Origin of the sequence: Bacillus sp. FSL M8-0071 (genome assembly GCF_037975455.1) — a bacterium.
GTDB classification, from domain to species: domain Bacteria; phylum Bacillota; class Bacilli; order Bacillales; family Bacillaceae; genus Bacillus; species Bacillus subtilis.
In genome coordinates this window covers 2782181-2796188 of the sequence record NZ_CP150256.1, presented here as the reverse complement: position 1 = coordinate 2796188, position 14008 = coordinate 2782181, and the positions used below count along the sequence as shown (strand labels likewise).

Here is a 14008-nt window from a genome sequence, read left to right as displayed (position 1 = left end):
GAAAGGGGGAGGTTTTATGCAGTCTCAAAAGCCGTGGCTTGCCGAGTATCCCAACGATATCCCGCATGAGCTCCCGTTGCCGAATAAAACCCTGCAATCCATCCTGACAGACTCCGCCGCACGATTCCCTGATAAAACCGCAATATCGTTTTATGGAAAAAAACTCACCTTTCATGACATTCTGACGGATGCTCTTAAACTTGCAGCTTTTTTGCAGTGCAATGGCCTGCAAAAAGGAGACAGAGTGGCTGTTATGCTGCCCAATTGCCCGCAAACAGTGATTTCTTATTATGGCGTCTTGTTTGCCGGTGGCATCGTGGTGCAGACGAATCCGCTTTATACCGAGCATGAGCTTGAATACCAGCTTAGAGATGCTCAGGTAAGTGTAATCATCACCTTAGATTTGCTTTTCCCGAAGGCAATAAAAATGAAAACGTTATCAATAGTCGACCAGATTTTGATAACCAGCGTAAAAGACTATTTGCCTTTTCCGAAGAATATTCTTTACCCGCTGACGCAAAAACAAAAAGTGCATATCGACTTTGACAAAACAGCTAACATTCACACGTTCGCTTCCAGTATGAAGCAGGAAAAAACTGAACTCCTGACAATCCCGAAGATCGATCCTGAGCATGATATCGCTGTCCTCCAGTATACCGGAGGAACAACCGGAGCTCCAAAAGGGGTCATGCTCACGCACCAAAATATTTTGGCAAATACTGAAATGTGCGCCGCTTGGATGTATGACGTGAAAGAAGGCGCTGAAAAAGTGCTGGGCATCGTCCCGTTTTTTCATGTCTACGGACTGACGGCAGTCATGAACTATTCGATTAAACTAGGCTTCGAAATGATTCTTCTTCCTAAGTTTGATCCGCTCGAAACACTGAAAATCATCGACAAACACAAACCGACGCTCTTTCCTGGCGCACCGACAATTTACATTGGCCTTTTGCATCACCCCGAATTGCAGCATTATGATCTGTCATCCATTAAAAGCTGTCTTAGCGGATCAGCCGCGCTCCCCGTGGAGGTAAAGCAGAAATTTGAAAAGGTGACTGGCGGAAAGCTTGTGGAAGGCTATGGTTTGTCTGAGGCATCCCCAGTGACGCACGCCAACTTTATCTGGGGAAAAAACAAGCCGGGCAGTATCGGCTGTCCTTGGCCGAGTACGGACGCTGCGATCTATTCTGAAGAGACGGGTGAGCTTGCCGCTCCGTATGAGCATGGAGAAATCATTGTAAAAGGTCCGCAAGTCATGAAAGGATACTGGAATAAACCAGAGGAAACCGCCGCAGTGCTGAGAGATGGCTGGCTGTTCACCGGGGACATGGGCTATATGGATGAAGAAGGCTTTTTCTATATTGCTGACAGGAAGAAGGATATCATCATTGCCGGAGGTTACAATATTTACCCGCGTGAGGTAGAAGAAGCGCTTTATGAACATGAAGCCATCCAGGAAATTGTTGTCGCAGGCGTTCCCGATTCCTACAGGGGAGAAACAGTAAAAGCATTTGTCGTATTAAAGAAAGGCGCAAAAGCCGATACAGAAGAACTGGACGCTTTTGCGAGATCACGTCTAGCTCCCTATAAGGTGCCCAAAGCCTATGAGTTCAGAAAGGAGCTGCCGAAAACGGCGGTGGGAAAAATTTTAAGAAGGCGTTTACTTGAAGAAGAAACCGAAAATCATCATATCAAATAAAAAAAGAGAACGCCTATGAATAAACTTGACAAACCTGAAAATCCTTCTTATCATGAAATTATGAATGAATAGTCATTCATTTCTATAGGAAGGAACGATGAACATTGAAGCAAAAACGGCCAAAGTATATGCAGATTATTGATGCAGCAGTAGAAGTCATTGCAGAAAACGGCTACCACCAGTCACAGGTATCCAAAATTGCCAAACAAGCCGGGGTAGCGGACGGCACCATCTATCTCTATTTTAAAAACAAAGAAGATATTTTAATTTCTCTTTTCAAAGAAAAAATGGGTCAATTTATTGAGCGGATGGAAGAGGACATTAAAGAAAAAGCAACAGCGAAAGAGAAATTGGCGCTTGTGATTTCAAAGCATTTTTCCCTTTTAGCGGGTGACCATAATCTCGCCATTGTCACGCAGCTTGAGCTCCGCCAAACCAACTTGGAGCTGCGCCAAAAAATCAACGAAATATTAAAAGGCTACTTAAATATTTTGGATGGCATTTTGACGGAAGGTATACAATCAGGCGAAATAAAAGAAGGCCTCGATGTCCGCCTCGCCCGGCAGATGATTTTTGGAACGATTGACGAAACTGTGACAACTTGGGTGATGAATGACCAAAAGTACGATCTCGTTGCGCTTTCAAACAGCGTTTTAGAATTATTGGTATCCGGAATTCACAATAAGTAAAGGAGTTCTGTCCTATGAATGCAATTTCACTTGCGGTTGATCAATTTGTGGCAGTCTTGACGATTCACAATCCGCCGGCAAACGCGCTTTCAAGCCGGATATTAGAAGAGCTGTCTTCCTGTCTTGATCAATGTGAGACAGATGCAGGCGTACGAAGCATTATCATTCACGGCGAGGGAAGATTTTTCTCAGCCGGCGCTGATATTAAAGAATTTACATCGCTTAAAGGCAATGAGGATTCCTCATTGCTCGCTGAGCGCGGCCAGCAGTTAATGGAGAGAATCGAAAGTTTTCCAAAACCGATTATCGCAGCGATTCACGGCGCTGCTCTCGGAGGCGGGCTGGAGCTTGCAATGGCCTGTCACATCAGAATCGCGGCAGAAGATGCTAAGCTGGGGCTCCCGGAGCTTAATCTCGGTATCATTCCAGGTTTTGCGGGGACACAGCGCCTTCCGAGATATGTCGGTACAGCCAAAGCACTGGAGCTCATCGGATCAGGAGAACCGATATCCGGAAAAGAAGCGCTTGATCTCGGACTTGTCTCAATTGGAGCGAAAGATGAGGCAGAAGTGATTGAAAAAGCAAAAGCACTTGCCGCTAAGTTTGCAGAGAAAAGCCCGCAAACGCTGGCATCTTTGCTTGAACTTCTTTATTCCAACAAGGTGTATTCCTATGAAGGCAGCTTAAAGCTTGAAGCAAAGCGATTTGGGGAAGCATTTGAGTCAGAGGACGCCAAGGAAGGCATCCAGGCATTTCTCGAAAAAAGAAAGCCTCAGTTCAAAGGCGAATAAAAGGGGATATGATCATGAATCTATTTGTACTGATGAAACGGACGTTTGACACAGAAGAAAAAATCGTCATTGAAACAGGAAAGATTCAGGATGACGGAGCGGAATGGATCATTAATCCATATGATGAGTACGCGATAGAAGAAGCCATCCAGCTGAAGGAAAAGCATGGCGGCACGATCACCGCTGTCACGGTCGGCGGTGAAGAAGCGGAGAAAGAATTGCGTACGGCGCTTGCCATGGGTTGTGACCAAGCTGTTTTAATCAACATAGAAGATGATCTTGATGAACCCGACCAATATTCCATTTCTCAAGTTTTATACCACTATATGAAGGATCAGGAGTTTGATTTGATTCTCGGCGGAAATGTTGCCATTGACGGAGGATCAGGACAAGTGGCGCCTCGGCTTGCCGAGCTACTGGACATTCCGTGTATCACTACGATCACCAAACTCGAAATCAACGGCACTGATGCAGAAGCAGAAAGAGACGTCGAAGGGGATGTTGAAAAAATCAAAACGACGCTCCCATTGCTTGTCACAGCTCAGCAGGGCTTAAACGAGCCGCGCTATCCATCGCTTCCGGGAATTATGAAGGCTAAGAAAAAGCCGCTTGAAGAGCTTGAACTTGATGATCTTGACCTGGACGAAGAGGATGCCGAACCAAAGCTGAAAACCATTGAACGTTTTCTGCCGCCGAAAAAAGAAGCCGGGAAGCTTCTCCAAGGTGAGCCTGCTGAACAGGCAAAAGAGCTTGTTTCATTGCTCCGCAGCGAAGCTAAAGTCATTTAAAGCTTGGACATTCAAAGAAACAGGGGGATGTTAGAATGGGAAAAAAAGTGATCGTGCTTGGAGAAATACGCGATGGGGAATTGCGGAATGTCACCTTTGAAGCAATAGCTGCAGGAAGAACCATTTCAGGAGATGGGGAAGTCATCGGTGTTCTCATCGGTGAAAATGTACAAAGCATTGCACAAGAGCTTATTCATAACGGAGCAGATAAAGTTCTTACCGCTGAGGACCCGAAGCTGAAAACATACACGGCAGACGGGTACAGCCAAGTCATGAGAGGTGTTATCGAGCAAGAAAATCCTGATTCAGTCATCTTCGGGCATACGGCAATGGGCAAGGATCTTTCACCGAAGCTTGCTGCCCGGCTGCAAACAGGCTTAATTTCTGATGCTATAGATGTAAGCGTTACCGGAGGGAATGTTGTGTTCACACGGCCGATTTACTCGGGGAAAGCTTTTGAACGCGTCATTTCAACCGATCCGATGATCTTTGCAACAATTCGCCCCAATAACATTCAAGCTTCAGAAAAAGACACCAGCAGATCGGGGAGCATCGAAAGCATTGATGTTTCTCTTACTGACCTCCGCACTGTTATCCAAGAGGTCGTGAAAAAAACAGCTGACGGCGTTGATCTCTCCGAAGCAAAAATTATCGTTGCGGGCGGCCGAGGAGTCAAAAGCAAGGAGGGATTTCAGCCTCTGCAGGAGCTTGCAGAGGTGCTAGGGGCCGCAGTCGGGGCTTCTCGCGGGGCATGTGACGCTGATTATTGCGATTATGCTCTCCAAATCGGGCAGACCGGGAAAGTCGTCACTCCGGATTTGTACATTGCATGCGGCATTTCCGGCGCCATCCAGCATTTGGCCGGCATGTCAAACAGCAAAGTGATCGTCGCCATCAATAAAGACCCCGAAGCCGATATCTTTAAAATAGCGGATTACGGCATCGTCGGTGATTTATTTGAAGTTGTCCCGTTATTAACTGAGGAATTCAAACAGTTGAATATACACTCATAAAGGAAATCCCGGACTTTAAAAGTCCGGGTTTTTATATCTGTAAATACATACGTACAAATATAAATGATATAGAAAATATCGTTGACATGTACGAACATATATAATATGGTTACTTTAAAAGCGCTTACATTCATGCTGACTCCTCAGGCAAACGACAGATCACATATTTGACTGTGGTGCTTTTCATATCCGTATGAAAGGAATGATCAGAGGCATGTCTGAACATCAAGCAGTGATTCAAACAGATATCGTAAAAGGAACCATTAACAAAAATATATACGGTCATTTTGCTGAGCATTTAGGAAGAGGGATTTATGAGGGGATCTGGGTCGGAACGGACTCAGACATCCCCAATATCAACGGGATACGAAAGGACGTGCTGGAGGCGCTCAAACAGCTGCACATTCCTGTCCTCAGGTGGCCGGGCGGGTGTTTTGCGGACGAATACCATTGGGCAAACGGTGTCGGTGACCGTAAGACAATGCTGAACACTCACTGGGGCGGTACAATTGAATCAAATGAATTCGGAACGCATGAATTTATGATGCTTTGCGAGCTGCTTGAATGTGAGCCATATATTTGCGGCAATGTCGGAAGCGGAACCGTTCAGGAAATGGCGGAGTGGATTGAGTATATGACATTTGAAGAAGGCACGCCGATGTCAGACTGGAGAAAACAAAATGGAAGAGAAGAGCCTTGGAAGCTGAAATATTTCGGCGTGGGTAATGAAAATTGGGGCTGCGGCGGCAATATGCATCCCGAATACTACGCAGATCTGTACCGGCGTTTTCAGACTTATGTCCGCAATTACAGCGGGAATGACATTTATAAAATTGCAGGCGGAGCAAATGTGGATGATTTTAATTGGACGGACGTGCTTATGAAAAAAGCCGCTGGCCTGATGGACGGGTTGAGTCTTCATTATTACACGATTCCGGGGGATTTCTGGAAGGGCAAAGGATCAGCCACAGAATTCACGGAAGATGAGTGGTTTATTACGATGAAAAAAGCCAAATACATCGATGAATTGATTCAAAAACACGGCACGATCATGGACCGGTACGATCCGGAGCAGCGGGTCGGGCTGATTATTGATGAATGGGGCACTTGGTTTGATCCCGAGCCAGGCACGAATCCCGGTTTCTTATATCAGCAAAACACCATTCGTGATGCACTGGTGGCGGCTTCTCATTTCCACATTTTCCATCAGCATTGCCGCCGGGTGCAAATGGCCAACATCGCCCAAACAGTAAACGTTCTACAAGCGATGATTTTGACTGAGGGCGAGCGGATGCTTTTGACACCGACGTACCATGTATTCAATATGTTTAAGGTGCATCAGGACGCTTCTCTTTTAGCCACAGAGACAATGTCTGCCGACTATGAATGGAACGGTGAAACGCTTCCGCAAATCAGCATTTCAGCGTCGAAACAAGCTGAAGGCGATATCAATATCACAATTTGCAACATCGATCACCAAAACAAAGCGGAGGCGGAAATCGAGCTGAGAGGCCTACACAAGGCAGCGGACCATTCCGGAGTCATTCTTACGGCAGAAAAAATGAATGCGCATAACACGTTTGACGATCCTCATCATGTCAAACCGGAATCCTTCAGGCAATACACGCTCAGCAAAAACAAACTGAAAGTAAAACTCCCGCCAATGTCAGTCGTCTTACTTACGCTGCGTGCTGATTCTTAATCGCGCAAGAGCGCCGGAGCTTCATGCCGGCGCTCTTTTTCAGGTTTTAAAACAGCTCCGGCAGGGCATGGTAAAGTACATGACAGTGAAGAGGAGATGTGATCTTATGCTTCGTACCATTTTAATGATTATTGGGGCAATTGTAGTGATCGGGGCCATTATCAGATTTGTGTTTTAAAAAAAGAGCATATCCCATTCAACCATATAAAAATGAGTAAACCGGCTGTGATCAGGAAAAAATAATTTGTAAGCATTAAAATAGCGTGAACGAATGGGAGATGCTATACTAAAAATCATCATTTCACATTGGAGGAATTCAATAATGGCTATCGTAAAAGCAACTGATCAATCTTTCTCAGCTGAAACAAGCGAAGGCGTCGTACTGGCAGACTTCTGGGCTCCTTGGTGCGGACCTTGTAAAATGATTGCACCTGTTCTTGAAGAATTGGATCAAGAAATGGGAGACAAACTGAAAATCGTAAAAATCGATGTAGACGAAAACCAAGAAACTGCCGGAAAATACGGCGTTATGAGCATCCCGACTCTTCTTGTGTTAAAAGACGGCGAAGTAGTTGAAACTTCAGTCGGCTTCAAACCAAAAGAAGCGCTTCAAGAGCTTGTAAACAAACATCTTTAATTTTCCGCTGCTTACATGCCAGAGCGATTCCGATTGAGGGATCGCTTTTTTTATTCGCCAATTGTGAACCATAGAGAAAAACAAACGTTCGTGTTAAACTGGAAATAAAGGATTAAACATAAGGAAGGGTAACATATGAACAAACAACTGAAAGAAAAACTCGCCCTCCTTCCTGATCAACCGGGTTGTTATCTCATGAAGGACCGGCAGCAGACTGTGATCTACGTAGGGAAAGCAAAAGTGCTGAAAAACAGAGTGCGCTCCTACTTCACCGGTTCTCACGACGCGAAAACCCAAAGGCTTGTGACGGAAATCGAGGATTTTGAATATATTGTGACGTCCTCCAATCTTGAAGCGCTTATTTTAGAAATGAATCTGATCAAAAAGCATGATCCGAAATACAACGTCATGCTCAAAGACGACAAAACCTATCCTTTCATAAAACTCACCCATGAACGCCACCCAAGGCTGATTGTCACCCGCAATGTCAAAAAAGACAAAGGGCGCTATTTCGGGCCGTATCCGAATGTACAGGCAGCAAGGGAAACAAAAAAACTGCTCGACCGTCTGTATCCTCTCAGAAAATGCTCCAAGCTCCCGGACAGAGTGTGCCTTTACTATCATCTGGGCCAATGCCTCGCTCCGTGCGTAAAGGATATTTCCGAAGAGACGAACAGAGAGCTGGTTGAAAGCATTACACGTTTCTTAAGGGGCGGCTATAATGAGGTCAAAAAAGAGCTTGAAGAGAAAATGCATGAAGCTGCTGAGAATCTTGAGTTTGAACGAGCAAAAGAGCTTCGTGACCAAATTGCCCATATTGAATCAACGATGGAAAAACAAAAAATGACGATGAACGATCTAGTCGACCGTGATGTATTCGCGTATGCGTACGATAAGGGCTGGATGTGCGTGCAGGTCTTTTTCATCCGCCAAGGGAAGCTCATTGAACGCGATGTCAGCATGTTCCCGCTTTATCAGGAAGCAGATGAAGAGTTCCTCACGTTCATCGGGCAGTTCTATTCAAAAAACAACCACTTCCTTCCGAAGGAGATTTTAGTTCCGGACAGCGTAGATCAATCCATGATCGAGCAGCTGCTGGAAACAAACGTTCACCAGCCGAAGAAAGGCCCGAAAAAAGAACTGCTCATGCTTGCCCATAAAAATGCGAAAATCGCATTGAAAGAAAAATTCTCTTTAATCGAACGGGACGAGGAGCGTTCAATCGGGGCAGTGCAGAAACTAGGTGAGGCATTAAATATTTATACGCCGCACAGAATTGAAGCGTTTGACAACTCAAACATACAGGGGACAAACCCGGTTTCCGCGATGATTGTGTTTATCGATGGCAAACCATACAAAAAGGAATACCGCAAATATAAAATCAAAACTGTTAGAGGGCCGGATGATTACGGTTCTATGAGAGAGGTTGTCAGAAGACGCTATACGAGAGTGCTTCGTGAGAATCTGCCGCTGCCCGATCTGATTATCATTGACGGAGGAAAAGGGCAGATCAACGCAGCAAGGGATGTCATTGAAAATGAACTCGGCTTGGATATCCCGATCGCCGGTCTAGCGAAAGATGAAAAACACAGAACCTCAAATTTACTGATCGGTGAGCCGCTGGAGGTAGTGTATCTGGAACGAAACAGCCAGGAATTTTACCTCCTGCAGCGCATTCAGGACGAGGTGCACCGTTTTGCAATCAGTTTTCACAGGCAAATCCGCGGAAAAAGCGCGTTTCAATCCGTTTTGGACGACATCCCGGGTATCGGAGAGAAAAGAAAGAAAATGCTGTTAAAGCATTTCGGTTCCGTTAAAAAAATGAAGGAAGCAAGCCTTGAGGACATCAAAAAAGCCGGTGTTCCCACAGCGGCGGCTCAGCTCCTTTACGACAAATTGCAAAAATAATGTTGTCCTTTTAAATAAGATCTGATAAAATGTGAACTAATTTCATAGTTAGATCGTGTTATATGGTGAAGATAGAGGTGCGAACTTCAAGAGTATGCCTTTGGAGAAAGATGGATTCTGTGAAAAAGGCTGAAAGGGGAGCGTCGCCGAAGCAAATAAAACCCCATCGGTATTATTTGCTGGCCGTGCATTGAATAAATGTAAGGCTGTCAAGAAATCATTTTCTTGGAGGGCTATCTCGTTGTTCATAATCATTTATGATGATTAATTGATAAGCAATGAGAGTATTCCTCTCATTGCTTTTTTTATTGTGGACAAAGCGCTCTTTCTCCTCACCCGCACGAACCAAAATGTAAAGGGTGGTAATACATGGGTCTTATTGTACAAAAATTCGGAGGCACTTCCGTCGGCTCAGTCGAAAAAATTCAAAATGCGGCAAACCGCGCAATTGCAGAAAAACAGAAAGGCCATCAAGTCGTTGTCGTCGTTTCAGCAATGGGAAAATCCACTGACGAATTGGTCAGCCTTGCAAAAGCTATTTCTGACCAGCCGAGCAAACGCGAAATGGATATGCTGCTGGCGACAGGCGAGCAGGTCACGATTTCACTCCTTTCAATGGCATTGCAGGAAAAAGGCTATGACGCTGTGTCTTATACTGGCTGGCAGGCGGGAATCCGTACGGAGGCCATTCACGGAAACGCCAGAATTACAGATATCGACACTTCGGTTTTAGCAGACCAGCTTGAAAAAGGAAAAATTGTCATTGTTGCAGGATTCCAAGGCATGACAGAGGATTGTGAAATTACGACATTGGGCCGGGGCGGTTCAGATACAACAGCAGTTGCTTTGGCTGCCGCTTTAAAAGCTGATAAATGTGACATATACACAGACGTGCCAGGCGTGTTTACAACCGATCCGCGCTATGTGAAATCAGCGAGAAAACTTGAGGGCATCTCATACGATGAAATGCTTGAGCTTGCCAATTTAGGCGCCGGTGTTCTTCATCCGAGAGCAGTTGAGTTCGCGAAAAATTACCAAGTGCCGTTAGAAGTGCGTTCAAGTACAGAAACCGAAGCGGGAACATTAATTGAGGAGGAATCATCCATGGAACAGAATTTAATTGTCAGAGGCATTGCATTTGAAGATCAAATCACTAGAGTAACCATTTACGGGCTGACTAGCGGCCTGACAACTTTGTCTACTATTTTTACAACACTTGCCAAAAGAAACATAAACGTGGATATCATTATCCAAACGCAGGCCGAGGACAAGACTGGAATTTCCTTCTCTGTCAAAACAGAAGATGCAGACCAAACCGTTGCGGTGCTTGAAGAGTATAAAGACGCGCTGGAATTTGAGAAAATCGAGACAGAAAGCAAATTGGCTAAAGTATCTATTGTTGGATCCGGCATGGTCTCAAATCCTGGTGTAGCGGCTGAAATGTTTGCTGTACTGGCGCAAAAAAACATTTTAATCAAAATGGTCAGCACATCTGAAATCAAAGTGTCAACAGTCGTAAGCGAAAATGACATGGTGAAAGCAGTCGAGTCGCTTCACGATGCATTTGAGCTTTCAAAGCACCCTTCAGCTGTGTAATGACAATCAAAAAGGCGGGACTATGCAGTCACCGCCTTTTTGATTACACTGGGTCTTTCATATCCCATTTCACAGTCAGAACCACTTTATCGGCTCTCTTTTTCACTTGTTCATATGATTCGGCAATCTGATCATTCATCAATTGAATTTGTTCAGCGATAAAACCAGCCTCCAGCTGAAAGCAAGGTTCTTTCTGATGTTTAAGCCGGTTGGAAATGATCGGCCCTTCAAGTTCAAATTCAAGCTCCTGTTTTTTAGCGCTTACGTTGGTGAGGGTTCCCCAGCCCGCTTCTTCAAAGAAGGCCGGAAATTCCTCCCATGATTCAAGAGGAAACTTACGGGCGAGATGTTTTCCTGCCCAATACATCATGGAAGAGTAATCTTGGCCAAGCATATCTGGGAGAACGATCTCTCGTATTAGTTCGTAGGCATAGGCGTTCATTTCAATTTCTTTTAGGTTGTCAATAGATGCTTCAAATTTAGACTTCATATCTGTCTCCCCTCTCTCCTGCGTATATTATAGCTCAAACAGGGGGGAGGATTACAGAATGATCCTGTAATTCTTATGAAAAATTAAGCAAGAAATATATATTGATAAAATAAAATTTTTCAATCAACTAACCAATTCGGAAAATTATAATTTATGTACGCGTTTTCTTGACGCCCTTTTGAGGGAGGAGTAAAATGAAATTGTCAATAAATCTTAATAAAGTGCTTACAATTGAAAGAAGTGGGGGAAGAGATTTAGCACATTTCGCACTTATCAAACAGGGGGTAAAGTAATGTCTGGGAACAGAGAGTTTTATTTTCGAAGATTGCATTCCTTGCTTGGCGTCATACCGGTCGGCATCTTTCTTATTCAGCATTTAGTCGTCAACCAGTTTGCCGCAAGGGGCGCTGAAGCATTCAATAGCGCTGCTCATTTTATGGATAGTCTGCCTTTCAGGTATGCCTTGGAAATTTTTATTATCTTCTTACCATTAATTTATCATGCAGTTTATGGTGTGTACATAGCGTTTACTGCGAAAAATAACGCAGGTCAATACAGCTACATGAGAAACTGGCTATTCGTCCTGCAGCGTGTAACCGGTATCATCACCCTCATTTTCGTCAGCTGGCACGTGTGGGAAACCCGCATTGCCGCACAAATGGGCGCTGAGGTCAATTTCGACATGATGGCGAATATTTTGAGCTCTCCGGCTATGCTTGGTTTTTACATTGTCGGTGTTTTATCAACAATTTTCCACTTCTCGAACGGTTTATGGTCTTTCGCTGTTACATGGGGCATCACGGTAACGCCTCGTTCTCAAAGAATTTCGACATACGTTACGCTGATTATTTTTGTTGCACTGTCATACGTAGGCTTAAAAGCGATTTTCGCATTTGTTTAAGAGTACTAGATTACTAGAGGGAGAGGGGCTATCATGAGTCAATCAAGCATTATCGTAGTCGGCGGGGGTCTTGCCGGCCTCATGGCGACAATTAAAGCAGCGGAATCAGGAATGGCGGTTAAGTTGTTTTCCATCGTTCCTGTCAAACGTTCTCATTCGGTTTGTGCGCAAGGCGGCATAAACGGAGCGGTCAATACAAAAGGGGAAGGTGACTCTCCGTGGGAACATTTTGATGACACGGTATACGGGGGAGACTTTCTTGCCAACCAGCCGCCGGTCAAGGCGATGTGTGAAGCGGCGCCTTCAATCATCCACTTATTAGACCGGATGGGCGTCATGTTTAACCGGACGCCTGAAGGCCTGCTTGATTTCCGCCGATTCGGGGGTACACAGCACCACAGAACTGCTTATGCTGGTGCGACGACGGGACAGCAGCTGCTTTACGCACTGGACGAGCAAGTGCGCAGATACGAAGTTGCGGGTCTGGTCACAAAATACGAAGGCTGGGAATTCCTTGGCGCTGTTTTAGATGATGACAGAATCTGCCGCGGAATTGTTGCACAAAACCTGACAAACATGCAAATTGAATCCTTCCGTTCAGACGCTGTCATTATGGCGACGGGCGGACCGGGAATCATCTTTGGAAAATCAACGAACTCCATGATTAATACAGGATCTGCTGCATCAATCGTTTATCAGCAGGGAGCGTATTATGCAAACGGAGAATTCATTCAAATCCACCCGACAGCCATACCGGGCGATGACAAACTAAGACTGATGAGTGAATCAGCGCGTGGTGAAGGCGGGCGCGTGTGGACATATAAAGACGGCAAACCATGGTATTTCCTGGAGGAAAAATATCCGGCATACGGAAACCTGGTGCCGCGTGATATTGCGACACGCGAAATATTTGATGTGTGTGTGAACCAGAAGCTCGGCATTAACGGTGAAAACATGGTATATCTCGATCTGTCTCATAAAGATCCGAAAGAGCTTGATATTAAGCTTGGCGGCATCATTGAGATTTATGAGAAATTCATGGGAGACGACCCGCGTAAGCTTCCAATGAAAATCTTCCCGGCGGTCCATTATTCTATGGGCGGTTTATGGGTGGATTACGATCAAATGACAAATATCCCTGGACTGTTTGCGGCTGGGGAATGTGATTATTCTATGCACGGCGGCAACCGCTTGGGAGCGAACTCCCTGCTGTCTGCGATTTACGGAGGCATGGTGGCCGGTCCGAATGCGGTGAAATATGTAAACGGCTTAGAATCTTCAGCGGAAGACATGTCTTCATCTTTATTCGACGCTCACGTTAAGAAAGAAGAAGAAAAATGGGCTGATATTATGAGTATGGACGGAACCGAAAATGCCTATGTTCTTCACAAAGAGCTCGGTGAGTGGATGACGGCGAACGTAACGGTTGTCCGCCATAATGACAAGCTTCTGAAAACGGATGACAAAATTCAGGAGTTAATGGAGCGCTTCAAAAAGATCAACATCAATGACACGACAAAATGGAGCAACCAGGGAGCGATGTTCACACGCCAGTTCTCGAACATGCTTCAGCTTGCGAGGGTGATTACCCTTGGCGCATACAACCGTAATGAAAGCCGGGGCGCCCATTATAAACCGGATTATCCTGAACGTAATGATGATGAATGGCTCAAAACAACAATGGCTAAACATGTAAGCCCGTATGAAGCGCCGGAATTTGAGTATCAGGATGTCGATGTATCACTGATAACGCCTCGGAAACGGGATTACTCGAAGAAGAAGGTGGCGAAATAA

General features: G+C 45.2%; 12 protein-coding genes and 1 riboswitch. Of the genes, 11 read left to right on the top strand and 1 reads right to left on the bottom strand.

Annotated features, from left to right (window positions below):
* Nucleotides 1-16: 16 nt before the first annotated feature.
* The 9 genes from lcfA (at nucleotide 17) to MKX71_RS14515 (ending at nucleotide 10823) form a co-directional block, all read left to right on the top strand.
* Nucleotides 17-1699, top strand: a complete 1683-nt coding sequence (lcfA, locus tag MKX71_RS14555; RefSeq protein WP_015251514.1) for a long-chain-fatty-acid--CoA ligase LcfA — start codon at nucleotides 17-19, stop codon at nucleotides 1697-1699.
* A 104-nt stretch (nucleotides 1700-1803) separates the two neighbouring features.
* Nucleotides 1804-2388 carry a fatty acid metabolism transcriptional regulator FadR gene (fadR, locus tag MKX71_RS14550; protein WP_015251515.1) on the top strand — a complete coding sequence of 195 codons (585 nt, stop codon included), beginning with the start codon at nucleotides 1804-1806 and terminating at the stop codon, nucleotides 2386-2388.
* A gap of 14 nt (nucleotides 2389-2402) precedes the next feature.
* Complete coding sequence (locus MKX71_RS14545; RefSeq protein ID WP_003229549.1) at nucleotides 2403-3179, top strand: enoyl-CoA hydratase; 777 nt, start codon at nucleotides 2403-2405, stop codon at nucleotides 3177-3179.
* 14 nt (nucleotides 3180-3193) lie between these two features.
* Entirely contained in the window at nucleotides 3194-3967 is a 774-nt protein-coding gene (etfB, locus tag MKX71_RS14540; protein WP_004398765.1) for an electron transfer flavoprotein subunit beta, read from the top strand.
* Nucleotides 3968-4002: 35 nt separating this feature from the next.
* Nucleotides 4003-4980, top strand: coding sequence for an electron transfer flavoprotein subunit alpha (etfA, locus tag MKX71_RS14535; protein WP_230488316.1), 978 nt, complete (start codon nucleotides 4003-4005; stop codon nucleotides 4978-4980).
* A 214-nt stretch (nucleotides 4981-5194) separates the two neighbouring features.
* A complete protein-coding gene (gene abfB, locus MKX71_RS14530) occupies nucleotides 5195-6682 on the top strand; it encodes an alpha-L-arabinofuranosidase AbfB (protein WP_015483534.1) in 1488 nt (495 codons plus the stop codon).
* 322 nt (nucleotides 6683-7004) lie between these two features.
* Entirely contained in the window at nucleotides 7005-7319 is a 315-nt protein-coding gene (gene trxA / locus MKX71_RS14525) for a thioredoxin (protein WP_003222500.1), read from the top strand.
* A gap of 135 nt (nucleotides 7320-7454) precedes the next feature.
* Nucleotides 7455-9227 carry an excinuclease ABC subunit UvrC gene (gene uvrC / locus MKX71_RS14520; protein WP_131227805.1) on the top strand — a complete coding sequence of 591 codons (1773 nt, stop codon included), beginning with the start codon at nucleotides 7455-7457 and terminating at the stop codon, nucleotides 9225-9227.
* Between the two features lie 64 nt (nucleotides 9228-9291).
* Nucleotides 9292-9471, top strand: a riboswitch (Lysine riboswitch).
* Nucleotides 9472-9596: 125 nt separating this feature from the next.
* On the top strand, nucleotides 9597-10823 hold the full coding sequence (locus tag MKX71_RS14515) for an aspartate kinase (protein ID WP_003229564.1): 1227 nt from the start codon (nucleotides 9597-9599) through the stop codon (nucleotides 10821-10823).
* 43 nt (nucleotides 10824-10866) lie between these two features.
* Here MKX71_RS14515 and MKX71_RS14510 read toward each other — a convergent pair whose 3' ends face one another.
* Nucleotides 10867-11313 carry a YslB family protein gene (locus MKX71_RS14510; protein WP_003222508.1) on the bottom strand — a complete coding sequence of 149 codons (447 nt, stop codon included), beginning with the start codon at nucleotides 11311-11313 and terminating at the stop codon, nucleotides 10867-10869.
* A gap of 292 nt (nucleotides 11314-11605) precedes the next feature.
* Here MKX71_RS14510 and sdhC point away from each other — a divergent pair, with 292 nt between their 5' ends.
* Together sdhC and sdhA are read left to right on the top strand one after the other, a co-directional pair.
* Nucleotides 11606-12214, top strand: a complete 609-nt coding sequence (gene sdhC / locus MKX71_RS14505; protein ID WP_003222512.1) for a succinate dehydrogenase cytochrome B558 — start codon at nucleotides 11606-11608, stop codon at nucleotides 12212-12214.
* Between the two features lie 33 nt (nucleotides 12215-12247).
* A complete protein-coding gene (gene sdhA / locus MKX71_RS14500; RefSeq protein ID WP_015714474.1) occupies nucleotides 12248-14008 on the top strand; it encodes a succinate dehydrogenase flavoprotein subunit in 1761 nt (586 codons plus the stop codon).